Below are 24,336 nucleotides of genomic sequence, written 5' to 3' on the forward strand. Positions count from 1 at the left end.
CTGGCCCGCGCCTTCTGCCTGATGTGAGGTGAGACGATGGACGGCAACTTCGACGATGCCCTGACGGGCGAGCAGAAGATCCGCAATTTCAACATCAACTTCGGCCCGCAGCACCCTGCGGCGCACGGGGTGTTGCGTCTGGTGCTTGAGCTGGACGGCGAGATCGTGGAACGCTGCGACCCGCATATCGGCCTTTTGCATCGCGGCACCGAGAAGCTGATGGAAAGCCGCACCTACCTTCAGAACCTGCCCTATTTCGACCGGCTGGATTACGTGGCCCCGATGAACCAGGAGCATGCCTGGTGTCTGGCGATCGAGCGGTTGACCGGAACGGCCGTGCCGCGCCGCGCCAGCCTGATCCGCGTGCTTTATTCGGAAATCGGGCGGATCCTGAACCACCTGTTGAACGTGACCACGCAGGCGATGGACGTGGGCGCGCTGACCCCGCCGCTTTGGGGCTTTGAAGAGCGCGAGAAGCTGATGGTGTTTTACGAGCGGGCCAGCGGCTCGCGGCTGCATGCGGCCTATTTCCGGCCCGGTGGCGTGCATCAGGACCTGACCGCCTCGCTTCTGGACGATATCGACGCATGGGCGGACCATTTCCCGAAGGTGCTGGACGATATCGACACGCTTCTGACGGAAAACCGCATCTTCAAGCAGCGCAACGCCGATATCGGCGTGGTGACCGAGGACGATATCCAGAAATGGGGATTCTCGGGCGTGATGGTGCGCGGGTCGGGTCTGGCATGGGACCTGCGCCGCAGCCAGCCCTATGAATGCTATGACGAATTCGACTTCATGATCCCGGTCGGCAAGAACGGCGATTGCTATGACCGCTATCTGTGCCGCATGGCCGAGATGCGCGAGTCGACCAAGATCGTCCGTCAGGCCATTGCCAAGCTGAGGGTGGAAAAGGGCGACGTTCTGGCGCGGGGCAAGATCACGCCGCCGAAGCGGGGCGAGATGAAGACCAGCATGGAAGCGCTGATCCACCACTTCAAGCTTTACACCGAAGGGTTCCACGTGCCGGCGGGCGAGGTCTATGCCGCGGTCGAAGCCCCGAAGGGAGAGTTCGGCGTCTATCTGGTGGCCGACGGGACCAACAAGCCCTACCGCGCCAAGATCCGCGCGCCGGGGTTCCTGCATCTGCAGGCCATGGATTACATCTGCAAGGGGCATCAGCTGGCTGACGTCTCTGCCATCATCGGCACGATGGATGTCGTGTTCGGGGAGATCGACCGCTAATGCTTCGCCGCCTTCATCCCGTCCAGCCGGACAGCTTTGCCTTTACCCCTGCCAACCTCGAATGGGCCAAGGGGCAGATTTCCAAATACCCCGAGGGGCGTCAGGCTTCGGCCATCATCCCGCTTTTGTGGCGCGCGCAGGAGCAAGAGGGCTGGCTGACCCGCAAGGCGATCGAGACGGTCGCGGATATGCTGGGCATGGCCTATATCCGTGCGCTGGAAGTGGCGACGTTCTACTTCATGTTCCAGTTGCAACCCGTTGGATCGGTGGCGCATATCCAGATTTGCGGCACGACGAGCTGCATGATCTGCGGCGCGGAAGAGCTGATCGCGGTGTGCAAGGAGCTTGTGGCCAAGACCCCGCACACGATTTCGGCGGATGGCAAGTTCAGCTGGGAAGAGGTCGAATGCATGGGCGCCTGCGCCAATGCGCCGATGGCCCAGATCGGCAAGGATTATTACGAGGACCTGACCGCCGAGAAGCTGCGCGCCTTGATCGGGCGCTTCTCGAAGGGCGAGGTTCCGGTGCCCGGCCCGCAGAACGGGCGCTATGCGGCGGAACCGCTTTCGGGGCTGACCAGCCTGAAAGACTTCGAGAGCGGGCGGAAGGCCCATAACGCCAGCGCGCAGCTGGCGGTGGATATCGGGGATACGGTCAAGCGGATCGACGGGACGGAAGTGCCGATCCTGACGCCGTGGCTGGGCAAGGCGAAGGCGGCCGCGAAACCGGGTGCCAAGGCGGCGGCGGGCGCTTCGGTCGCCGTGGCCGAGGCCGATGCCGTGGCAAAGCCCAAGCGGACAGTGAAGAAGGCCGAGGCGGAGGCCCCGGCCGAGGCGGCGGTGAAGAAGCCGCGCGCGACGAAGAAAAAGACGGAAGGCGAGGCTTGAGTAGGTAGTGAACGGGGCAGAAGCCCCCATTAAAGGGACGTCGCATGAAACGAGTTGAAAACCTGAATGCACCTTCCGCGACCGGCTGGATTCTGGCCGTCGCAGCCGGTCTTTTGGCCTTTGCCGTGGCAAGGGTCGTCGGCGGTTTCGACTATACGCCCTCGGGGTTTTTCGGGGTTCTGGTGATGGTGGCCGCCGGTCTTGTGCTGGGCATGCCCTGGGGCGGTGCCGTGCCGGGCGCGGGTGAGGTTGCGGATGACGCCGAACCGGCAAAGGCTGAACCGGCGAAGGCCGAGGCTGCCGCTGCCCCCGCCGTGAAGGTGGCCGAGGCCGTGGCCGCACCCGCTGCCGCTGTCGCCGCACCCGCTGCCGCCGTGACGCCGGACGCAGCCCCCAAGGCTGCCGCTGCGAAGGCCGCAGCCCCCAAAGCCGCGCCGAAGGCTGCGGCCAAGCCTGCCGCTGCGGCGAAGAAAGCCGAAGCCGCCCCCAAGGTGGATGCCGCACCTGCGGGCGGCAAGAAGCCTGCGGCGCTGAAAGCTCCGCGCAAGGGCAAGGCCGACGATCTGAAGCAGATCGAGGGCATCGGTCCGGCGCTGGAAAAACTGGCCAACGAGCTTGGCATTTACCACTTCGACCAGATCGCCGCATGGGGCGAGGCCGAGGTGGCGTGGATGGATACGAACCTGAAAGGGTTCAAGGGCCGCGTAACCCGCGACAAGTGGGTGGCCCAGGCGAAACTGATTGGCGAGGTCGGGATGGATGAATTCCTGCGCCGCGCCAAGACGAACGACTACTGAGGCGGGGCATGGCGTCGCCACAGGATATGGAAACCGCCAGGCAGGCGCGCATGGTCGCGCTTGTTCTGGTGGCCACCGTGGTCTTGTGGATGGGGGCGTCATTCCTCGGGGGAAAGTTTGGCTGGGAAACCCGCTATGCGTTCCTCTTCGACCTCGCCGCTTTGGCCGCGTTCTTCTGGACGATGGTCGTGACGTATCGGATCTGGCGCAAGCGCCAGAGCAATTGAGGGGCTGGATATGCTCAAGGATCAGGACCGTATCTTCACCAACCTGTACGGGATGCATGACCGCTCCCTTGCCGGCGCGAAGAAGCGCGGGCATTGGAACGGCACGGCCGAGATCATCCAGCGCGGGCGCGATACGATCGTCGAGCAGGTCAAGGCTTCGGGTCTGCGGGGCCGTGGCGGCGCGGGCTTCCCGACGGGGTTGAAGTGGTCCTTCATGCCCAAGGTCTCGGACGGGCGCCCGTCCTATCTTGTGATCAATGCCGACGAGTCGGAACCGGGCACCTGCAAGGACCGCGAGATCATGCGGCATGATCCGCACACGCTGATCGAGGGGGCGCTGATCGCGTCTTTCGCGATGGGGGCGAATGCCTGCTACATCTACATCCGCGGCGAATACATCCGCGAGCGCGAGGCGCTGCAGGCGGCCATCGACGAATGCTATGACGCGGGGCTTCTGGGCAAGAATGCCGCGAAGTCGGGTTGGGATTTCGACCTGTATCTGCATCACGGGGCAGGGGCCTATATCTGCGGCGAGGAAACCGCGCTGCTGGAAAGCCTTGAGGGCAAGAAGGGGATGCCGCGGATGAAGCCGCCGTTCCCGGCCGGTTCGGGGCTGTATGGCTGCCCGACCACGGTGAACAACGTGGAATCGATTGCCGTGGTGCCGACGATCCTGCGGCGCGGTTCGGACTGGTTCGCGTCTTTCGGGCGTCCGAACAATGCGGGCACCAAGCTGTTCGGCATTTCGGGCCATGTGATGCACCCTTGCGTGGTCGAAGAGGCGATGTCGATTTCGCTGAAAGAATTGCTCGACCGGCATTGCGGCGGCGTGCGTGGCGGGTGGAAGAACCTGAAGGCGGTCATTCCGGGCGGGTCTTCGGTGCCGATGCTGAACGCGGCGCAGTGCGAGGATGCGATCATGGACTTTGACTGGCTGCGCGAGCAGCGGTCGGGCCTTGGCACGGCGGCGGTCATCGTGATGGACCAGTCGACCGATGTCATCAAGGCGATCTGGCGTCTGTCGAAGTTCTACAAGCACGAGTCTTGCGGCCAATGCACCCCCTGCCGCGAGGGCACGGGCTGGATGATGCGCGTGATGGACCGTCTGGTGCGGGGCGAGGCGGAGGTCGAGGAAATCGACATGCTGCTGAGTGTCACGAAGCAGGTGGAAGGCCATACGATCTGCGCGCTTGGCGATGCGGCGGCATGGCCGATCCAAGGGTTGATCCGGCAGTTCCGCGACGAGATCGAGGACCGGATCAAGGCCAAGAAAACGGGCCGCATTTCGGCGGTGGCAGCAGAATGACGCGCGGCTTGGGCATGGTCGGTCTGGCAAGGCGGGGGCTTCTGGCCGTCGTTGCCAGTGCGTGCCTTGCAGGCGTGACGCTGGCCGAGGGCAAGGTGCCTTTGGCCGAGAACCAGCATATCCGCGACAGCCTTGTCGCGGGGCGGATTGCCGATGTGCTGCGCACCGAATGCAGCGGTCTGCATGCGCGGATGATCCTTGTGCTGCAAAAGCTGGACGATCTGAAGGAATACGCCATTGCCGAGGGCTATACCGAGGCCGAGGTGAAAGCGTTCCTGAAGGACAAGGACCAGAAGAACGCCATGAAGGCGCTGGCGGCCGATTATCTGGCCAAGGCCGGGGCCGTGAAGGGCGACGAGGAAAGCTATTGCCGCGTCGGCAAGGAAGAAATCGCCAAGGAGACTTTGGCGGGCAGTCTGTTGTGGTCGTGGTGACCATGGGCTGCAACGGGATGACATGCCGCGGCGCGATGCGCGATGCGGGCTTTGACAAGCGACTGGGCGAAGGACGGGTAGGGCTATGACCAACCTCAAGAAGATCAGCATCGACGGGGTCGAGGTCGAGGTGGATGGCGCGATGACGATCATCCAGGCGGCCGAGGTCGCCGGGATCGAGATTCCGCGCTTTTGCTACCATGAGCGGCTGACCATTGCCGGCAACTGCCGGATGTGTCTGGTCGAGGTGGTGGGCGGCCCGCCGAAGCCTGCCGCGTCTTGCGCGATGCAGGTGCGTGACCTGCGCCCCGGCCCGAATGGCGAGGCGCCGGTGGTCAAGACCAAGTCGCCGATGGTCAAGAAGGCCCGCGAAGGGGTCATGGAATTCCTGCTGATCAACCATCCGCTGGATTGCCCGATCTGCGATCAGGGCGGCGAGTGCGACTTGCAGGATCAGGCGATGGCCTACGGCGTCGATTTCAGCCGCTACCGCGAGCCGAAGCGGGCGTCGGATGACCTGAACCTCGGGCCGCTGGTTGCGACCAAGATGACGCGCTGCATTTCCTGCACCCGTTGCGTGCGCTTTACGACCGAGGTCGCGGGCATCACCCAGATGGGCCAGACGGGGCGGGGCGAGGACAGCGAGATCACCTCGTATCTGGGGATGACGCTGGATTCGAACCTGCAAGGGAACATCATCGACCTGTGCCCCGTGGGCGCGCTGACGAGCAAGCCCTATGCCTTTACCGCGCGGCCGTGGGAATTGACCAAGACCGAAACGATCGACGTGATGGATGCGCTGGGGTCGAACATCCGCGTGGATGCCAAGGGGCGCGAAGTGATGCGCATCCTGCCGCGCAACCATGACGGCGTGAACGAGGAATGGATTTCGGACAAGACGCGTTTCGTCTGGGACGGGTTGCGCCGGCAGCGGCTGGACACGCCCTATATCCGCGAGAACGGGCGTCTGCGCAAAGCGGGCTGGGGCGAGGCTTTGGCCGCAGTCGCCGCCGCGATGAAGGGCAAGAAGGTTGCCGGTCTGGTGGGCGATCTGGTGCCCGTGGAAGCGGCCTTCAGCCTTAAGGCGCTGGTCGAAGGGCTGGGCGGCAAGGTGGAAGCGCGCGTGGACGGGGCGCGGTTGCCTGCGGGGAACCGGTCGGCCTATGTCGGGACCGCGAAGATCGAGGATATCGACAGCGCCAAGGGCATCTGGATCGTCGGGTCGAACCCGCGCACGGAAGCGCCGGTGCTGAACGCACGCATCCGCAAGGCATGGCAGCTGGGCGCCGCGGTGTCGGTGATCGGGTCGGGTGCGGACCTGACCTATGATTACAAGCACCTTGGCACCGACCGCGCGGCGCTGGTCAAGGCGGTCGAGGGCGCGGAAGCCTTTGGCAAGCCCGCCGTGGTGATCGTGGGGCAGGGTGCGCTGAACGAGGCGGATGGCGAGGCGGTTCTGGGGCAGGTCATGGCGCTGGCCGAAAAGCTGGGCGCGAAGCTTCTGGTGCTGCACACCGCCGCCGCCCGTGTGGGCGCGATGGATGTGGGGGCTGTCACCGAAGGCGGCCTGTCGGCGGCGCTCGACGGGGCCGAGGTTGTCTACAACCTTGGTGCCGACGAGGTGGAGATCGCGGCGGGTGCCTTTGTGGTCTATCAGGGCAGCCACGGCGACCGTGGCGCGCATCGGGCGGATGTGGTTCTGCCGGCTGCGGCCTATACCGAAGAGAACGGGCTGTTCGTGAACACCGAAGGCCGCCCGCAACTCGCGCTGCGCGCCGGTTTCGCGCCGGGCGAGGCGAAAGAGAACTGGGCGATCCTGCGGGCGCTGTCGGCGGAACTGGGCGCGACCTTGCCCTGGGACAGCCTTGCCGGTCTGCGCCGTGCGCTTGTGTCTGCGCATCCGCATCTGGGCCGCGTGGACGAGGTGGCCGCGAACGACTGGCAGCCTGTGGCGGTGAAGGCCCCTGCAAAGGCCGATTTCCGCAATGCGGTCAAGGACTTCTACCTGACCAACCCGATTGCCCGCGCCTCGGCCCTGATGGGCGAGTTGTCGGCAGGGGCTGCGGCCCGCGCGCGGGTCGCGGTGGCGGCGGAATAAGGGGCGATGCGGATGGCGATGGCATTGGCAACAGGATGGATGGCCGCGGCAGCGGGCCTTTCGGCCTGCGCGCCCACGCCCACGCCGGATGCCGGCGAGACGGCTTTCGCGCCGGACTACAAGGGGATCGAGACGATCCTGCTGGACGGCGATCTGGTGAATTTCCGCGTGGCCATGACGGGCGCGCGGAACGACGGGGATGTTGACGCCTATGCACGCTGTGCGGCGGCGCAATATGCCCTGATCCGTGGCTTCGGCTTTGCGCGGCATGTCCGCACGACCGTAGCGCAAACGGGAGAAATCTGGCGCGGGGATGCGGTTTACACCATATCCGCCGCGCTTCCCCGCGGGCTGAAAACGATCGACGCCGAAGTGACGGTGCGCGATTGCGGCGCGCAGGGAATACCGACGGTTTAGGGAACAGGCATCATGACGGACTTCTTTTCGACTACCCTTGGGATGGCGGTGCTGGTGGCGGCACAATGCCTGCTTGTCGTCGGCTTCGTGATGATCTCGATGCTGTTCCTTGTCTACGGCGACCGGAAGATCTGGGCCGCCGTGCAGATGCGGCGCGGGCCGAACGTGGTGGGGCCGTGGGGCCTGCTGCAAACGGTGGCCGATGCGCTGAAATATGTGCTGAAGGAAATCGTCATTCCCGCAGGGGCGGACCGTCCGGTCTATTTCCTTGCGCCGATGCTGTCCTTTGTTCTGGCGATGATGGCCTGGGCGGTGATCCCGTTCAACGGCGGCTGGGTTCTGGCCGATATCAACGTGGCGATCCTGTTCGTCTTTGCCATGTCCTCGCTTGAAGTCTACGGGGTGATCATGGGGGGCTGGGCGTCGAACTCGAAATACCCGTTCCTCGGCTCGCTCCGGTCGGCGGCGCAGATGATTTCCTATGAGGTGTCGCTGGGTCTGATCATCATCGGGATCATCATCTCGACGGGGTCGATGAACTTCAGCGCCATCGTGGAAGCGCAGCGCGGGTCGTTCGGGCTGTTCAACTGGTACTGGCTGCCGCACCTGCCGATGGTGGCGCTGTTCTTCATTTCGGCCCTTGCCGAAACGAACCGCCCGCCCTTTGACCTGCCGGAAGCTGAATCGGAACTGGTGGCCGGTTTCATGGTGGAATATTCCTCGACGCCGTTCCTGCTGTTCATGGCGGGCGAATATATCGCCATCTTCCTGATGTGCGCGCTGATGAGCCTTTTGTTCTTCGGCGGCTGGCTGTCGCCCATTCCGGGGCTGCCGGACGGGCCGGTCTGGATGATCCTGAAGATGGCCTTCTTCTTCTTCCTGTTCGCGATGGTGAAGGCCATCGTGCCGCGCTACCGCTACGACCAGTTGATGCGGATCGGCTGGAAAGTGTTCCTGCCGCTGTCCTTGGGCTGGGTCGTCGTGGTTGCGTTCCTTGCGAAATTCGAAGTGCTTGGCGGCTTTTGGGCCCGCTGGGCGATTGGGGGCTGATCCATCATGGCAAACATCGACTGGAACCGCGCGACCAAGTATTTCTTCCTGCAGGACTTTTTCAAAGGGTTCGCGCTGGGGATGAAGTATTTCTTCGCCCCCAAGACCACGCTGAACTACCCGCATGAAAAGGGGCCGCTGTCGCCGCGCTTTCGTGGCGAACATGCGTTGCGCCGCTATCCCAACGGGGAAGAGCGCTGCATCGCCTGCAAGCTGTGCGAGGCCGTCTGCCCCGCGCAGGCCATCACCATCGATGCCGAACCGCGCGAGGACGGCAGCCGCCGCACCACGCGCTACGACATCGACATGACCAAGTGCATCTACTGCGGTTTCTGCCAGGAGGCTTGCCCCGTCGATGCCATCGTCGAAGGGCCGAACTTCGAGTTCTCGACCGAAACCCGCGAAGAGCTTTACTACAACAAAGAGAAACTGCTCGAGAACGGCGCCCGCTGGGAAGCCGAGATCGCGCGGAACCTCGAGCTTGACGCGCCTTACCGGTAAAACCCAATGAATGACGCCTTTGCCAAGATGATGCAGCAGATGATGGAGCAGGGCCAGGAAATGGTCCGCGCCTTCAACCCTGCGCTCGAGACGATGCAGGTGAAGGGGTTCGACAAGATGTTCCCCACCATGTCGAAGGACATGATGGAGATGTGGTTCGGCAAGACCTTCAACCGCGAGGGGCTGGACGCCAAGACGCGGCTTCTGGTCACCATCGCCGCGCTGACGGTGCTGGGCGCGCAGGCCGAGCCGCAGTTGAAGATGACGGTGCGCCACGCGCTTGAGGCGGGGGCGACGGAACGCGAGATCGCGGAAGTGATCTGGCAGATGAGCATGTTCGGCGGGCTTCCCGCCATGCAGAAGGCGCTTGAGACCGCTCAGGCCGTCTTTGCCGAAGTTAAGGAGAAAGACGCATGAGCGTTGCAGATTACGCCTTTTATGCCTTTGCCAGCGTCACCGTGGTGGCGGGGCTTCTGGTGACGGTCAGCCGCAACCCCGTGCATTCGGTGCTGTGGCTGATCCTTGCCTTCCTTTCGGCATCGGGGCTGTTCGTGCTGCTGGGGGCCGAGTTCGTCGCCATGCTGCTGATCATCGTCTATGTCGGCGCGGTGGCGGTGCTGTTCCTGTTCGTCGTGATGATGCTCGACATCGACTTTGCCGAGTTGAAGGGCGAGATGGCGAAATACATGCCGCTGGGCCTGCTGATCGGGGTCGTGATCCTGATGCAGATCGCGCTGGGGATCGGGGCCTGGGTGCAGGCCGATGGCGCGATGGGGCTGCGGCAGGCCGTGGCGCCGGCGCTGGACGATGTGGAGAACACGCGGGCGCTGGGGCTCTTGGTCTATGACCGCTACGGGTTCCTGTTCCAGTTGTCGGGGCTGATCCTGCTGGTCGCGATGATCGGGGCGATCTTGCTGACGCTGCGGCACCGCAAGGATGTGAAGCGGCAGAACGTGCTGGCCCAGATGTGGCGCGATCCGGCGGTGGCGATGGAGCTTAAGGACGTGAAGCCGGGACAGGGCTTGTAAGTGAGGCGGTGCGCGGCGGTTGCGCACCCTGTGAAGGATTTGGCGATGACGGCACAGTGGATCTTCGGAGCGGACAGGACGGCGCTTTATGCGGCTTTCGTCGCCGTTGCCGCCTTGCTGTCGCTGTCGGCTTGCGTGTCGGACGAGCAGGCGGTGGACATGGGGCTGGCGACGCAATGCGACAGTTCCGGCGCGGTCGAGAAGCTGGGCGATCCGGCGGGGCGTTTCGTGACCGAGACGCAGCGCGAGGTGTGCCGCGGGCCGAAGCGTGACGCCTATACCGAGCAGCGCCTGCTGCTGTCGGATTGCCAGAACGGCACGCAATACGCCATCGGCATGTTGCGCCAAAGCGCCGATCCGGCGCGGCGGGGGCCGGACTACGACCTGATCGACACCGTCAACCGCGAGAAACTGCGGCTGAAGGTCGGTCTTACGGATATTTCGACGCTGACAAGCGGCCTTACGGCGGCGGGTGTCACGGTCAAGGCGCAACCCGGCAAGGGTGCGGCGCAATGCGAAAAACTGGCTGCGCGAGCGGCGAACTGATACGGGCGCAAGACCCGGAGGGAACGGATGATGGTTGGACTTGAACATTACCTGACAGTGGCGGCGGCCCTGTTCGTGATCGGGATCTTCGGGATCTTCCTGAACCGCAAGAACGTGATCGTCATCCTGATGTCGATCGAACTGATCCTGCTGGCGGTGAACATCAACTTCGTCGCCTTCTCCTCATACCTTGGCGATCTGGTGGGGCAGGTGTTCACCCTGTTCATCCTGACGGTCGCCGCCGCCGAGGCCGCCATCGGCCTTGCCATCCTCGTCGTGTTCTTCCGCAACCGCGGAACGATCGACGTGGAAGACGTCAACGTGATGAAAGGCTGACCCCGAATGACAACGATCATTCTTTTTGCGCCCCTGATCGGCGCGCTGATCTGCGGCTTTGGCTGGCGTTTCATCGGCGAGCGGACGGGGCAGGTTCTGACCACCGGTCTGGTGATGCTGGGGGCGCTGCTGTCGTGGTATGTGTTCCTGACGCATGACGGCGTGGTGCAGCACATCCCGTTGCTGCGCTGGATCGAGAGCGGGTCGCTGGCGACCGAATGGGCGATCCGCGTGGACCGTCTGACGGCGATCATGCTGGTGGTCGTGAACTCGGTCTCGGCCTTGGTGCATCTCTACTCGTTCGGCTACATGGCGCATGACGAGAACTGGTCCGAGGACGAACCCTATCGGGCGCGGTTCTTCGCCTATCTCTCGTTCTTTACCTTTGCCATGCTGATGCTGGTGACGTCGGACAACCTTGTGCAGATGTTCTTCGGCTGGGAAGGGGTGGGGGTCGCCTCGTATCTTCTGATCGGGTTCTACTACAAGAAGCCGAGCGCCAATGCCGCCGCGATCAAGGCTTTCGTCGTGAACCGCGTGGGCGACTTCGGCTTTGCGCTTGGCATCTTCGGGCTGTTCTTCCTGACGGATTCGGTGAATTTCGACACGGTCTTTGCCGCGGCGCCCGAGCTTGCGCAGACGAACCTGAGCTTCCTTTGGGGCGAATGGAATGCGGCCAACCTGATCGGGGTCTTGCTGTTCATCGGGGCGATGGGCAAATCGGCGCAGCTGTTCCTGCATACCTGGCTGCCCGACGCGATGGAGGGGCCGACGCCCGTTTCCGCGCTGATCCACGCCGCGACGATGGTGACGGCAGGGGTGTTCCTTGTCTGCCGCATGTCGCCGCTTTACGAATTCGCGCCGGATGCCAAGACGATGATCGTGGTGGTGGGCGCTACGACGGCCTTCTTTGCCGCGACGGTCGGTCTGGTGCAGAACGACATCAAGCGCGTGATCGCCTATTCGACCTGTTCGCAGCTTGGCTACATGTTCGTGGCGGCGGGCGTGGGTGTCTATTCGGTCGCGATGTTCCACCTGTTCACGCATGCCTTCTTCAAGGCGATGCTGTTCCTTGGTGCGGGTTCGGTGATCCACGCCACGCATCACGAACAGGACATGCGCAACTATGGCGGGCTGCGGAAGAAGATTCCGCTGACCTTTGCCGCGATGATGATCGGCACGCTGGCGATCACGGGCGTGGGCATTCCGCTGACCCATATCGGCTTTGCGGGCTTCCTGTCGAAGGACGCCGTGATCGAAAGCGCCTTTGTCGGGTCGGGCTATGCCTATGTTCTGCTGGTCGTGGCGGCTGCGATGACGAGCTTTTATTCATGGCGCCTGATGTTCATGACCTTTTATGGCGAGAACCGCGCGCATGGGGCCGGACACGGGCATGACGCGCACGGCCACGGCCACGACGCGCATGGGCACGACGCGCATGGCCATGACGATCACGGGCACGAAGGGCATGGGCATCATGAACCGCATGAAAGCCCGGCCGTCATGCTGATCCCGCTGGGGGTGCTGGCGCTTGGCGCGGTGTTCTCGGGGATGGTCTGGTACAACAGCTTCTTCGGTGACGAGGCCAAGATGCGGTCGTGGTTCGGTATGGCGGCAGGCGTCGAACATGCCGAAGCCGCTGCGGCGACCGAAGCCACCGCGACCGAAGCTACCACCACGGAAGCAACCACCACCGAGGGCGCGGCGACCGAAGCCGTGGCGACCGAAGCGCATGGCGAGGGCTGGACGCAAGGTGCGATCTTCATGGGGCCGGAGAACGAGGTGATCCACCACGCGCATGAAGCGCCGACGCTGGTCAAGATCTCGCCCTTCATCGCGATGGTGCTTGGCTTCCTGCTGGCCTTCCAGATGTATATCCGCCGTCCGGACCTGCCCGCGAAGCTCGCGGCGAACCAGCGGCCGCTTTACCTGTTCCTGTTGAACAAGTGGTACTTCGACGAGATCTACAACTTCCTCTTCGTCCGGTCGGCCAAGGCGCTGGGGGCTTTCCTGTGGAAGCGCGGCGACGGGGATATCATCGACGGGTCGATCAACGGGGTGGCGCTTGGCGTCGTGCCCTTCTTCACGCGGCTCGCGGCGCGCGCGCAGTCGGGCTACCTGTTCCACTATGCTTTTGCCATGGTTCTGGGCATTGCCGCCTTGATTACCTGGATGACGCTCTGGGGGGGCGCGAACTGATATGGATAACCTCCTGTCGATCATCACATTCATTCCGGCGGTCGCGGCGGTCATTCTGGCGCTGTTCCTGCGCGGGTCTGACGCTGCGGCGCAACGCAATGCCAAATGGCTGGCGCTGCTGGCCACGAGCGCGACCTTCGTCGTTTCGCTTTTCGTGCTGACGGGCTTTGACCCGCAGAACACGGGCTTCCAGTTCGTCGAGGAAGGCGACTGGATCCTTGGCCTGAAATACAAGATGGGCGTGGACGGGATTTCGGTCCTGTTCGTGATGCTCACGACCTTCCTGATGCCGATCACGATCGCCGCCTGCTGGTCGGTCGAGACGCGGGTGAAGGAATATATGATCGCCTTCCTGATGCTCGAGACGCTGATGCTTGGCGTGTTCTGCGCGCTGGACATGGTGCTGTTCTACCTGTTCTTCGAGGCAGGCCTGATCCCGATGTTCCTGATCATCGGCATCTGGGGCGGCAAGGAGCGCATCTATGCGGCGTTCAAGTTCTTCCTTTATACCTTCCTCGGCTCGGTGCTGATGCTGGTCGCGATGATCGCGATGTATATGGATGCGGGCACGACCGACATTCCGACGCTGCTGTCGCACAGCTTCGCCTCGGACGAGATGGTGGTGATGGGCTTCCATGTCGTGGGCGGGTTGCAGACGCTGCTGTGGCTGGCGTTCTTTGCCTCTTTCGCGGTGAAGATGCCGATGTGGCCGGTGCATACATGGCTGCCGGATGCGCACGTGCAGGCCCCCACGGCGGGGTCGGTGGTGCTGGCGGCGATCTTGCTGAAGATGGGGGGCTATGGCTTCCTGCGGTTCAGCCTGCCGATGTTCCCGGTGGCGTCAGACCTGCTTGCGCCGCTGGTGTTCTGGATGTCGGCGATTGCCATCGTCTACACCTCTCTCGTGGCGCTGGCGCAATCGGATATGAAGAAGCTGATCGCCTATTCGTCGGTGGCCCACATGGGTTACGTGACGATGGGGATTTTCACGGCGAACCAGCAGGGCATCGACGGGGCGATCTTCCAGATGCTGTCGCACGGCTTCATCTCGGGTGCGCTGTTCCTGTGCGTGGGGGTCATCTATGACCGGATGCACACGCGCGAGATCGACGCCTATGGCGGTCTGGTGAACCGGATGCCCGCCTATGCGCTGGTGTTCATGTTCTTTACCATGGCCAATGTCGGCCTGCCGGGGACAAGCGGGTTCATCGGGGAATTCCTGACGCTGATGGGGATTTTCCAGGTGAACACCTGGGTTGCCGCCGTGGCGACGACGGGGGTGATCCTGTCGGCGGCCTATGCGCTGTGGCTGTATCGCCGCGTCGTCATGGGCGAGCTGGTGAAAGAGGCGCTGAAGTCGATCACCGACATGACCCGCCGCGAGAAGGCGATTTTCGCGCCGCTGATCGCCATGACGCTGCTTTTGGGCATCTATCCGTCGCTGGTGACCGATATCATCGGGCCGAGCGTTTCGGCGCTGGTGGCCGAGCATCAAGCCGCGTTGCCGCCCGTCGCGGGCGACACGCAACTGGCACAGAACTGAGGGACGAGAGATGATTTCCGCAGATTTTTCGACCGTCCTTCCGGAACTGGTTCTGGCGATCTTTGCCATGGGGGCGCTGATGTTCGGCGTCTATACCGGCAAGGACAAGGTGGCGCCGCTGATCGCATGGGCCACGGCGGGGGTGTTCCTTGCGCTGGCGCTGTGGATCGGGCTGGGGGGCGAGGGCGAGCGGACCGCGTTTGGCGGGCTGTTCGTGGACGACCCCTTTGCGCGCTTTGCCAAGGTGATCATGCTGGTCTCGGCCTCGGCCGTGCTGATCATCGGGCAGGATTACATGGTGCGGCGCGACCTGCTGCGCTTTGAATACCCTGTGCTGATGGTGCTTTCGGTCATCGGGATGATGGTGATGGTGTCGGCTGGCGACCTGATGTCGCTGTACATGGGGTTGGAGCTGCAATCGCTGGCGCTTTATGTGCTGGCTTCGGTGCGGCGCGACTCGGTCAAGTCGACGGAAGCCGGTCTGAAGTATTTCGTGCTGGGGGCGCTGTCGTCGGGGCTGCTGCTGTATGGCGCGTCGCTGGTCTACGGTTTCGCGGGCACCACGCAATTTGCGGGCATCCTGTCGACGCTGGGCAATGGCGTGCCGCTGGGGCTGCTGTTCGGGCTGGTGTTCATGCTGGCCGGTCTGGCCTTCAAGGTGTCGGCCGCGCCCTTCCACATGTGGACGCCGGATGTCTACGAGGGGTCGCCCACGCCGGTGACGGCCTTCTTTGCGACCGCGCCCAAGGTGGCGGCGATGGGGCTGCTCGCGCGGCTGGTGCATGACGCGTTCGGCGGCATTCCCGCCGACTGGACGCAGGTGCTGGCGGCGCTGTCGGTGGTGTCGATGTTCCTTGGCGCGGTGGCCGCCATCGGGCAGAAGGACATCAAGCGGCTGATGGCCTATTCGTCGATCGCGCATATGGGCTTTGCGCTGATGGGTCTGGCCAGCGGCACGGCCGAGGGCGTGACGGCGATGCTGGTCTATATGGCGATCTATGTCACCATGAACGTCGGCACCTTTGCCTTTATCCTGTCGATGGAGCGGGACGGGCGTCCGGTGACGGATATTGCGAGCCTCAACATGTTCTCGAAAACCGAACCGCTGAAAGCATTGGCGCTGCTGGTGCTGATGTTCAGCCTTGCCGGTGTGCCGCCGATGGTCGGCTTTTTCGGCAAGTTCTACGTGCTGAAGGCGGCGGTCGATGCGGGGATGACGTGGCTTGCGCTGGCGGGGGCGGTGGCGTCGGTCATCGGTGCCTTCTACTACCTGCGCATCGTCTTTTTCATGTATTTCGGCAAGGAAGGCCAAGGCGTGGAAAGCCGCATGGCCCCCGCGCAATGGGCTGTGATGGTTGCCGTGGCGATCATCATGGTCGTGGGGATCGTCAACCTGTTCGGCATCCAGCCGATGGCGGCCATCGCGGCGGAAGCCCTTGTCCGCTAGGGCCGGATGGCCGGTTGGCCTGGGCAGGCTGGTCCTGCCCAGCGTCGATAGCACGAATGCGGAAGCGCAAAGGCTGGCCCCGTCGATGACGGGGCCAGTCTGGATTCTGGCAGGCGAGCAGACGGCGGGGCGCGGGCGGCGGGCGCGGCCCTGGGCCAGCCCGCGCGGGAATTTCTACGCCACGCTGCTGATGCAGCCGCGCGAAGGGGCCGAGGTCGTGGCGCTGCGGTCCTTTGCCGCCGCGCTTGCCTTGCGCGATGCCTTTGTGGCGGTCAGCGACATGCCTGATGCCTTCCGGTTGAAATGGCCCAATGATGTGCTGCTGAACGGCGGCAAGGTCGCGGGTATCTTGCTGGAAAGCGCGGGCGCGGGGCAGGGCGTGGGACATCTGGCCATCGGGATCGGGGTCAACCTGATCGGCGCGCCGGATGTGGCGGCGGTCGAGGCGGGGGCCGTGCCGCCCGTGTCATTGCTGTCGGAAACGGGGTTGCGGGTGACGCCCGAGGCGTTTCTGGATGTGCTGGCCCCGGCGTTTGCCGATTGGGAGGCGCGGTTGATCGCCGAGGGCTTTGCCCCGCTGCGCAGTGCATGGCTGGCCCATGCGGCCCGTCTGGGCGAGGTTATCCGCGCGCGGACGGGGCGCGAGGAGCGCGTGGGCGTATTCGAGACCATCGACGCCACGGGCGCGCTGGTCATGCGGCAGGGGGACGAGCGTATCGCCCTTCCGGCGGCGGATGTGTTTTTCTGACGGGAGGGGCGGGGATGCTTCTGGCCATCGACTGCGGCAACACGAATACGGTGTTTTCGATCTGGGACGGGTCGCGGTTTCTTGCGACATGGCGGATCGCGACCGATCACAAGCGCACGGCGGACGAGTATTTCGTCTGGATGTCGACGCTGATGATGCTGTCAAAGACGGAAGCCCGGATCACCGAGGCCATCATCTCGTCGACGGTGCCGCGCGTGGTGTTCAACCTGCGCGTCCTGTGCGACCGCTATTTCGAGTGCCGCCCGCTGGTGGTGGGCAAGCCGGAATGCCGCCTGCCGGTGATGCCGCGGGTCGATCAGGGGACGACCGTGGGGCCTGACCGGCTTGTGAATACGGTGGCGGCGCATGACCGGCACGGCGGCGATCTGATCGTGGTGGATTTCGGCACGGCGACGACCTTCGATGTGGTGGATGTGGACGGCGCCTATATCGGCGGGGTGATCGCGCCGGGGGTGAACCTGTCGCTGGAAGCCCTGCACATGGCCGCCGCCGCCCTGCCGCACGTGGATGTGTCGCGCCCGGCCCGTGCCATCGGAACGAATACGGTGGCCTGCATGCAATCGGGTGTATACTGGGGGTATATCGGACTGGTCGAAGGCATCGTGCGCGAAGTGCGCAAGGAACGCGATCGTCCGATGAAAGTCATTGCGACAGGTGGTCTCGCATCCCTGTTCGCCCAAGATACCGCGCTATTTGACAGCGTCGAGGATGACCTGACCATGCATGGTCTGGTTCTCATCAACCGCTACAACAAGGAACTGGAAACGGCATGAGTGCGAACCGGCTGATCTATCTCCCCCTCGGCGGCGCCGGGGAGATCGGCATGAACTGTTACGTCTACGGCTACGGGCCTGCGGGCAAGGAACGGCTGATCCTTGTCGATCTGGGCGTGACCTTCCCCGATATGGACACCACGCCGGGCGTCGATGTGATCATGCCCGACATATCCTGGCTCGAGGCGCGGCTTGACCGGCTGGAGGCCATTTTCATCACCCATGCGCACGAGGACCATATCGGCGCATTGGGCCATCTGTGGCCACGGCTGAAGGCGCCCGTCTATGCGCGGCGCTTCACGGCGGCGATTGCCAAGCTGAAGATGGAAGAGCATGGCCATTCGACCGCATCGCTGCATGTGGTCGCCTCGCGGCCCGAGACGGTCGAGGCGGGGCCGTTCCGGGTGCAATTCGTGCCGGTAAGCCATTCGATCCCGGAAAGCGCCGCCCTTGTGATCGATACGCCCGCGGGGCGGATCGTGCATTCGGGTGACTTCAAGCTCGACCCGACCCCGATGGTGGGCGAGGGCTGGGAGGATGCGCGCTTTACCGAGATCGCCGCCGAGCGCCCCGTCAAGGCGCTGATGTGCGATTCGACCAACGTGTTCAGCCTGCACGCCGGACGGTCGGAGGCGACGATCCGCGAGCCGATCCGCGACCTGATCAAGGGGCATAGCGGTCTGGTGGTGGCGACGACCTTTGCCAGCAACGTGGCACGCCTGAAAACGCTGGCCGAGGCCGCGCGGGCAGCCGACCGGACCGTCTGCCTGATGGGGCGGGCGATGAAGCGGATGGTTTCGGTGGCGCAGGAGACCGGGGTTCTGACCGACTTTCCGCGCACCGTTTCGCCCGAGGATGCGGGCGATGTGCCGCGCGGCAACCTGATGCTGATCGTGACGGGCAGTCAGGGAGAGCGGCGCGCGGCCACGGCGCAGCTTTCGCGCGGCAAGTATCTGGGAATGGAGCTGAAGAAGGGGGATCTGTTCCTGTTCTCGAGCAAGACCATTCCGGGGAACGAGCGGGAAGTGTTGAAGATCGTCAACGCCTTTTCGGAAATGGGCGTCGATGTGATGGACGATGCGGGCGGCAAATACCACGTGTCCGGCCATGCCAACCGCCCCGATCTGGAACATATGCATCGCCTGCTGCTGCCGGATATGCTGATTCCGATGCATGGCGAGCATCGCCATCTGCGCGAACATGCGCGGATTGCGACCGAGGGCGGAATCGTCTCGGACATCGTGACCAACGGGATGATGGTCGATCTGACCGGCGATGCGCCCAAGGTCGTCGACTACATCGAGACGGGGCGGCTGTATCTGGACGGGTCGGTGCTGATCGGCGCGATGGACGGGGTGGTGCGTGACCGGATCCGTCTGGCGCTGAACGGGCATGTGATGGTGACGGTGATCCTTGACGACGACAGCGACACGCTGGGCGACGCCTGGGTCGAGCTGCGCGGTGTGCCGCAGAACGGGCGCGGCGGCCCGCTGGTCGATGCGCTGGAGGAAGAGCTGAACGCCTTTCTGAACGGGGCGGGCAAGAAGCTGCTGCGCGACGATGACAAGCTGGACGAGGCGCTGCGGCGGATCGTGCGGCAGGTCAGCATGGAAGAGATCGGCAAGAAGCCGGAAGTGACGGTCGTCGTCAGCCGCTTGATGGCGGAATAGGCGATTTCATCCGGTCCAGCGACCGGATGAGACGGCCGAGACACTGGCGGAGGTCCGCGCGATCCTGCGCGGGCCAGCCGCCGCGCAGTGCCGCCATCGACGGGGCGAGGTCTGTCTGAACGCGGGTCAGTGCCTGCTGGCCCGTGGCGGTCAGCCGGTTATGCGACGGGGCAACTGTCGTTCAGCGCGGAAAAGCTGACAGGCTGGTCTGTCGCGATGGATGCGGCGGGAACGCCGGATGTCTATTGGCAGACGAAATTCGACGATTTCGCGTTTCTGGCATGTGTCGGGGGGATGGGGGTGCTGACCGCCGCGCTGCCGGGCCGTGGTCTGGGCGCGCCTGCGGGCTTCTAGGGGGGGCGGCAGGCGGTGTCGCCTGCCGCATTTGGTTCATGCCTCGCTGACGGCGTGGGCTTCCTCTTCGATCTCGTCCGTGTGCGGGGCTTCGGCGATCTTGAAGCTGCGCAGGATGAAGTCGGGGACGTGGTCGCCCATGCCGACGACGGGCGAGTCGCGGCGGTCGTCGCGGCGACGGTCATCGCGACGGTCATCGCGGCGGGGTTCGTCGCGGTTGCGGTCGCGCGAGCGGTCTTCGCTGCGGTCGCCGTTGCGGTCACCACGGGGGCGGTCATCGCGGCGCTCTTCGCGGGGCCGGTCGTCGCGGCGGGGTTCGTCGCGGCGGGGTTGGGGGGCGGGGGCGGCTTCGACGGCTTCCACCTCGGGCGCTTCGATCACGGGGATGGGGGTCATCGAGGCGTTTTCGCCATGCGGCTGCGGTTCGCGCGTGCCACGGTTGCGGTCACGGCTGCGGCCCGAACCGCTGCGACCCGAGTCGGAGCGGCCGCCACGGTCGCCACGGCCTTCGCCGCCACGGTCCTTGCGGTCCTCGCGCGGGGCGCTGTCGCCTGCCGAGGCAAGATCGACGCCTTCGGGCAGTTCGCCGCGCGGGATCGGCTGCTTAACAAGGCTTTCGATGGCGTTGATGTATTTGTCGTCATGCGGGGTGGCGATGGTCACGGCCTTGCCCAGACGTCCGGCGCGGCCGGTGCGGCCGATGCGGTGGACGTAATCTTCGGGATGCGAGGGCACATCGAAGTTGAACACATGGCTTACCGCCGGAATGTCGAGGCCGCGCGCCGCCACATCCGAGGCGACCAGAAGGTGCAAGGTGCCGTCGCGGAAGCCGTCGAGCGTTTTCATGCGCTGCGACTGTTCAAGATCGCCGTGGATCGGCGCGGCGTTGAAGCCGTGCGATTTCAGCGACTTGGCGACCACATCCACATCCATCTTGCGGTTGCAGAAGATGATGGCGTTGGTGCAGGCCTCGCCCTCGTTCTTGATGAGCTGGCGCAGGACGGCACGCTTTTCGCCGAAGCTGCGATCCTTGCGCGACGGGGTGAACTGGATCAGCTTCTGCTCGATGGTCGAGGAGGCGGAGCTTTGACGCTCGACCTCGATCTTGGCGGGGTTGGTCAGGAAGGTCGAGGTGATACGCTCGATCTCGGGGGCCATCGTGGCCGAGAAGAACAGGGTCTGACGGGTAAAGGGCGTCAGCTGGAAAATGCGTTCGATATCGGGAATGAAACCCATGTCGAGCATGCGGTCGGCTTCGTCCACGACCATGATCTGCACGCCGGTCAGCAACAGCTTGCCACGTTCGAAATGGTCGAGCAGGCGGCCGGGGGTGGCGATCAGCACGTCGACGCCACGGTCGATCAGCTTGTCCTGCTCGCCGAAGGAGACGCCGCCGATCAGCAGGGCCTTGGTCAGTTTGGTATGCTTGGCGTAGGTGTCGAAGTTTTCGGCAACCTGTGCGGCCAGTTCGCGCGTGGGCGCAAGGACAAGGCTGCGGGGCATGCGGGCGCGGGCGCGGCCCTGTCCCAGAAGGGTGATCATCGGCAGCGTGAAGCTGGCGGTCTTGCCCGTGCCGGTCTGGGCGATGCCAAGCACGTCTCGCCCTTGCAGCGCATGCGGGATGGCCTGGGCCTGAATGGGCGTGGGGGTTTCGTAGCCTGCTTCGGAAACGGCCTGAAGAACGCGCGGATCGAGCGCGAGGTCGGAGAATTTGGTCATAAGCGTCCTATGGGATGCGGTATCGGACCGCATTGGAAAACAAGGGACGCAATGTTCCGGGCGCCCCGGCGTCTGGGCCGATTTGGCTTGCATCGCCCTTAGCCCAAAAGCTGTGCAGGGTCAAGGATTACAGGAAAGGCGGAGAAATATGACTTTGCGAACTTGCTTTTCCTGCGGGTCTTTGGCGCTATCTGTGAAGCGAAGAAAACCATCGGAGTGTCGCACCATGATCGAGAAACATTCTACCGCCGTCTGGAAAGGAACCCTGAAGGATGGCGCGGGGAAACTGACCACCCAGAGCGGGACGATTTCGGACCTGCCCTACACCTTTGCCACGCGCTTCGAGGGTGCCAAGGGGTCGAACCCCGAGGAGCTGATCGGGGCGGCGCATGCGGGGTGCTATGCCATGTTCCTGTCGGCGCTGATGAGCGGCGAGGGCATCGTGCCCGAGCGGATCGAGGCGACCTCGACCATCGGGCTGGACCCGACGACCGAGGGCGGCCCCACGGTCAAGACCGCGCATCTTGTGGTGCGGGTGAAGGCTCCGGCGGAAGAGGCCAAGGTGCTGGAACTGGCCGAGAAGGCCAAGGCGGGGTGCCCGATCTCGAAGCTGCTGAATGCCAAGGTGACGATGGAAGTCGCGGTCGGCTGATCGCAGGCTGGCAGCGGGACGCAAAGGTAAAGGGCACCGGAGAGGTGCCCTTTTCGCTACCAAGAGGGGCGGTCGGTTGCGGCGGAAAGCTGCGGTCGCCAGCCTGCCTGCATCACGCGGACGATCGGGTCAGGCGTAAGGACGACGACCTCGGCCCCCGGTATGGCGACGGGCGGAAGGTAGCCCTGCGGGGTGTAGGGGTGCAGCGCGCCATCGCCCCGAAGATGGGGCCTGCCTTGCCAGAGGAGATAGGCACCGAAGGGCAGAGCCTCGGCCCGCGCGCTGTGGCGGCGCTGGCTGCGGCCGTCGAGGCGGGCGGCGTGCAGGGCGGCATCGAATGCGCCTGCTTTCTCTGTTAGTCCGAAAGCGCGTGCCCATGCGGCGCGGAAGTCGTTGTAGACGGGGCGGCGGCATTCGGCGCAGGGGCGGTGTCCGGCGGCGCAGGCCACGGCCTCGTCCAGAAAGAACAGCGGGGTGTAGCGGTTCGGCGCGGCGCGCGGGACTTTGCCCCGGGCGGGTTTTTCGCGCAGGGTGCAGGTGATCCAGAGCTTGCCCGAATAGGGACGGCGCAGGGTTCCGGTGGCATCGTGCAGGCAGCCGCGGTTGCCCATGAATTGCCCGCGCTGCGGCAGCCTGTCGAAAGTTCCGTCAGGCTGCACGCGGTTGCGCATGTCACACCATCATCTGCTTCGTCGCGGACAGGGTGAGCTTGGGGTAATCGCGTTCGATGCGGTCGATGTCCCATTTCAGGCGGGTGAGAAAGACGGTGTCGCCGTCGCTGTCCTGCCCGATATGGCCTTTGTTCACGTTGATGAACTTTTCCATCTCGTCCTTGGGGCCCGAAACCCAGCGTGCGCTGGTGAATTGCGAGGGCTCGAACCTGACGGGCAGGCCGTATTCCTGTTCGATGCGGCTTGCCAGAACCTCGAATTGCAGCTGGCCCACGACGCCCACGATGAAGCCCGAGCCGATCATCGGTTTGAAGACCTTGGCGGCACCTTCCTCGGCGAATTGGGTCAGGGCCTTTTCGAGGTGCTTGGCCTTCATCGGGTCGCCCGCGCGGACGCCTTGCAGGAGTTCGGGCGCAAAGGAGGGGATGCCGGTGAAGCGGAGCGCCTCGCCCTCGGTCAGGGCGTCGCCGATGCGGAGCTGGCCGTGGTTCGGGATGCCGATGATGTCGCCGGCCCATGCCTCTTCGGCAAGCTCGCGGTCGGCGGCAAGGAAGAGGACGGGGTTCGAGACTGCCATCGTTTTCTTGGAGCGGACATGCAGCAGTTTCATGCCGCGTTCGAAATGGCCCGAGGCGAGGCGGACAAAGGCCACGCGGTCGCGGTGTTTCGGGTCCATGTTCGCCTGCACCTTGAAGACGAAGCCGGTGACGGGCGCCTCTTCGGGGGCGATCTGGCGTTCGGCGGCGGTCTGGACCTGCGGTTCGGGGCCGTAATCGCCCATGCCGTCCATCAGCTCGCGTACGCCGAAGGAGTTGATGGCCGAGCCGAACCAGATCGGCGTCATCGAGCCGTTGAGGAAGCTTTCGCGGTCGAAGGCGGGCAGAAGCTGGCGGGCCATGTCGACCTCTTCGCGCAGCTTGGCGAGAAGGTCGGCGGGGACGTGATCGGCAAGCTTGGGGTCGTCGAGGCCGCTGATCTGCACGGTTTCGGCGACACGGTTGCGGTCGGCGCGGTCCATGATTTCAAGCCGGTCGCGCAACAGGTCGTAGGCGCCGACGAAATCGCGCCCCATGCCGATGGGCCACGAGGCGGGGGTGACATCGATGGCAAGGTTTTCCTGGATCTCGTCGATGATCTCGAAGGTGTCGCGGGATTCGCGGTCCATCTTGTTGCAGAAGGTCAGGATCGGCAGGTCGCGCAGGCGGCAGACCTCGAACAGTTTCTGCGTCTGGGATTCGACGCCCTTTGCCCCGTCGATCACCATGATCGCGGCATCGACAGCCGTCAGCGTGCGGTAGGTGTCTTCCGAGAAATCGCTGTGGCCGGGGGTGTCGACAAGGTTGAAGCGGTATTTGCCGTAGTCGAAGGACATGGCCGAGGCGCTGACGGAAATGCCCCGCTCCTGCTCCATTTTCATGAAGTCCGACCGCGTGCGGCGGGCTTCGCCCTTGGCGCGGACCTGGCCCGCCATCTGGATTGCGCCGCCGAAAAGCAGGAACTTTTCGGTAAGCGTGGTCTTGCCGGCGTCGGGGTGCGAAATGATCGCAAAGGTCCGGCGGCGGGCGATTTCGGGCGGAAGTTGGGGGCGATTGTCCAGCATGGCGGGGATTTAGCCGAAAGCGGGGGCGGCGTCCACCTGTTGCGCCCTTTGGATTGGCAGCGCAGGG

General features: G+C 64.2%; 24 protein-coding genes and 1 pseudogene. 22 read left to right on the forward strand and 3 right to left on the reverse strand.

Annotated elements, in window-relative coordinates:
• Positions 1-36 precede the first annotated feature (36 nt).
• From H7F16_RS14745 to H7F16_RS14845, 21 genes and pseudogenes are all read left to right on the forward strand, one after another.
• Entirely contained in the window at positions 37-1,245 is a 1,209-nt protein-coding gene (locus H7F16_RS14745; RefSeq protein WP_185798383.1) for an NADH-quinone oxidoreductase subunit D, read from the forward strand.
• A pseudogene (gene nuoE / locus H7F16_RS14750) lies at positions 1,245-2,108 on the forward strand (NADH-quinone oxidoreductase subunit NuoE); the annotation flags it as partial. The gene H7F16_RS14745 and the pseudogene nuoE, both read left to right, overlap by 1 nt.
• Positions 2,109-2,176: 68 nt before the next feature.
• Complete coding sequence (locus H7F16_RS14755; protein ID WP_185798385.1) at positions 2,177-2,929, forward strand: NADH:quinone oxidoreductase; 753 nt, start codon at positions 2,177-2,179, stop codon at positions 2,927-2,929.
• 8 nt (positions 2,930-2,937) lie between these two features.
• Complete coding sequence (locus H7F16_RS14760; protein ID WP_185798386.1) at positions 2,938-3,156, forward strand: DUF5337 domain-containing protein; 219 nt, start codon at positions 2,938-2,940, stop codon at positions 3,154-3,156.
• A gap of 10 nt (positions 3,157-3,166) precedes the next feature.
• On the forward strand, positions 3,167-4,462 hold the full coding sequence (nuoF, locus tag H7F16_RS14765) for an NADH-quinone oxidoreductase subunit NuoF (RefSeq protein WP_185798387.1): 1,296 nt from the start codon (positions 3,167-3,169) through the stop codon (positions 4,460-4,462).
• A complete protein-coding gene (locus tag H7F16_RS14770) occupies positions 4,459-4,896 on the forward strand; it encodes a DUF5333 domain-containing protein (RefSeq protein WP_185798388.1) in 438 nt (145 codons plus the stop codon). Before nuoF ends, H7F16_RS14770 begins: the two co-directional genes overlap by 4 nt.
• Before the next feature lie 85 nt (positions 4,897-4,981).
• The gene (gene nuoG / locus H7F16_RS14775; RefSeq protein ID WP_185798389.1) at positions 4,982-6,994 is read left to right on the forward strand and encodes an NADH-quinone oxidoreductase subunit NuoG; all 2,013 of its coding nucleotides are present in this window, start codon (positions 4,982-4,984) and stop codon (positions 6,992-6,994) included.
• A gap of 6 nt (positions 6,995-7,000) precedes the next feature.
• Positions 7,001-7,411 carry a hypothetical protein gene (locus H7F16_RS14780; RefSeq protein ID WP_422121126.1) on the forward strand — a complete coding sequence of 137 codons (411 nt, stop codon included), beginning with the start codon at positions 7,001-7,003 and terminating at the stop codon, positions 7,409-7,411.
• Between the two features lie 12 nt (positions 7,412-7,423).
• Positions 7,424-8,461 carry an NADH-quinone oxidoreductase subunit NuoH gene (nuoH, locus tag H7F16_RS14785; protein ID WP_185798391.1) on the forward strand — a complete coding sequence of 346 codons (1,038 nt, stop codon included), beginning with the start codon at positions 7,424-7,426 and terminating at the stop codon, positions 8,459-8,461.
• Between the two features lie 6 nt (positions 8,462-8,467).
• Positions 8,468-8,962, forward strand: coding sequence for an NADH-quinone oxidoreductase subunit NuoI (gene nuoI / locus H7F16_RS14790; RefSeq protein WP_108434926.1), 495 nt, complete (start codon positions 8,468-8,470; stop codon positions 8,960-8,962).
• Positions 8,963-8,968: 6 nt separating this feature from the next.
• Complete coding sequence (locus H7F16_RS14795; RefSeq protein WP_185798392.1) at positions 8,969-9,379, forward strand: carboxymuconolactone decarboxylase family protein; 411 nt, start codon at positions 8,969-8,971, stop codon at positions 9,377-9,379.
• Complete coding sequence (locus tag H7F16_RS14800) at positions 9,376-9,990, forward strand: NADH-quinone oxidoreductase subunit J (protein WP_185798393.1); 615 nt, start codon at positions 9,376-9,378, stop codon at positions 9,988-9,990. Before H7F16_RS14795 ends, H7F16_RS14800 begins: the two co-directional genes overlap by 4 nt.
• A gap of 45 nt (positions 9,991-10,035) precedes the next feature.
• Positions 10,036-10,536: a hypothetical protein gene (locus tag H7F16_RS14805; protein ID WP_185798394.1), complete on the forward strand. Its 501-nt coding sequence runs from the start codon at positions 10,036-10,038 to the stop codon at positions 10,534-10,536.
• 30 nt (positions 10,537-10,566) lie between these two features.
• A complete protein-coding gene (gene nuoK / locus H7F16_RS14810; protein ID WP_108434930.1) occupies positions 10,567-10,872 on the forward strand; it encodes an NADH-quinone oxidoreductase subunit NuoK in 306 nt (101 codons plus the stop codon).
• A gap of 6 nt (positions 10,873-10,878) precedes the next feature.
• On the forward strand, positions 10,879-13,071 hold the full coding sequence (gene nuoL / locus H7F16_RS14815; protein ID WP_185798395.1) for an NADH-quinone oxidoreductase subunit L: 2,193 nt from the start codon (positions 10,879-10,881) through the stop codon (positions 13,069-13,071).
• Position 13,072: 1 nt separating this feature from the next.
• A complete protein-coding gene (locus H7F16_RS14820) occupies positions 13,073-14,614 on the forward strand; it encodes an NADH-quinone oxidoreductase subunit M (RefSeq protein ID WP_185798396.1) in 1,542 nt (513 codons plus the stop codon).
• Between the two features lie 10 nt (positions 14,615-14,624).
• Entirely contained in the window at positions 14,625-16,061 is a 1,437-nt protein-coding gene (gene nuoN, locus H7F16_RS14825; RefSeq protein WP_185798397.1) for an NADH-quinone oxidoreductase subunit NuoN, read from the forward strand.
• The gene (locus H7F16_RS14830; protein WP_185798398.1) at positions 16,051-16,809 is read left to right on the forward strand and encodes a biotin--[acetyl-CoA-carboxylase] ligase; all 759 of its coding nucleotides are present in this window, start codon (positions 16,051-16,053) and stop codon (positions 16,807-16,809) included. Before nuoN ends, H7F16_RS14830 begins: the two co-directional genes overlap by 11 nt.
• Before the next feature lie 14 nt (positions 16,810-16,823).
• Entirely contained in the window at positions 16,824-17,603 is a 780-nt protein-coding gene (locus H7F16_RS14835) for a type III pantothenate kinase (RefSeq protein ID WP_185798399.1), read from the forward strand.
• Positions 17,600-19,273, forward strand: coding sequence for a ribonuclease J (locus H7F16_RS14840; protein WP_185798400.1), 1,674 nt, complete (start codon positions 17,600-17,602; stop codon positions 19,271-19,273). Before H7F16_RS14835 ends, H7F16_RS14840 begins: the two co-directional genes overlap by 4 nt.
• A 129-nt stretch (positions 19,274-19,402) precedes the next feature.
• Positions 19,403-19,627, forward strand: coding sequence for a hypothetical protein (locus H7F16_RS14845; protein ID WP_185798401.1), 225 nt, complete (start codon positions 19,403-19,405; stop codon positions 19,625-19,627).
• A 36-nt stretch (positions 19,628-19,663) separates the two neighbouring features.
• Here the strand turns inward: H7F16_RS14845 and H7F16_RS14850 are convergent, their stop codons facing one another.
• Positions 19,664-21,346, reverse strand: a complete 1,683-nt coding sequence (locus H7F16_RS14850) for a DEAD/DEAH box helicase (protein ID WP_185798402.1) — start codon at positions 21,344-21,346, stop codon at positions 19,664-19,666.
• Between the two features lie 226 nt (positions 21,347-21,572).
• Here H7F16_RS14850 and H7F16_RS14855 point away from each other — a divergent pair, with 226 nt between their 5' ends.
• Positions 21,573-21,998 (forward strand): OsmC family peroxiredoxin, encoded by a 426-nt coding sequence (locus H7F16_RS14855; protein WP_185798403.1) that lies wholly within the window; start codon positions 21,573-21,575, stop codon positions 21,996-21,998.
• Between the two features lie 56 nt (positions 21,999-22,054).
• Here the strand turns inward: H7F16_RS14855 and H7F16_RS14860 are convergent, their stop codons facing one another.
• A complete protein-coding gene (locus H7F16_RS14860; protein ID WP_185798404.1) occupies positions 22,055-22,669 on the reverse strand; it encodes a hypothetical protein in 615 nt (204 codons plus the stop codon).
• Position 22,670: 1 nt separating this feature from the next.
• Positions 22,671-24,269: a peptide chain release factor 3 gene (locus tag H7F16_RS14865; protein ID WP_185798405.1), complete on the reverse strand. Its 1,599-nt coding sequence runs from the start codon at positions 24,267-24,269 to the stop codon at positions 22,671-22,673.
• Positions 24,270-24,336: the final 67 nt, after the last annotated feature.

It is taken from the genome of Paragemmobacter straminiformis, from assembly GCF_014243445.1.
GTDB lineage: Bacteria > Pseudomonadota > Alphaproteobacteria > Rhodobacterales > Rhodobacteraceae > Paragemmobacter > Paragemmobacter straminiformis.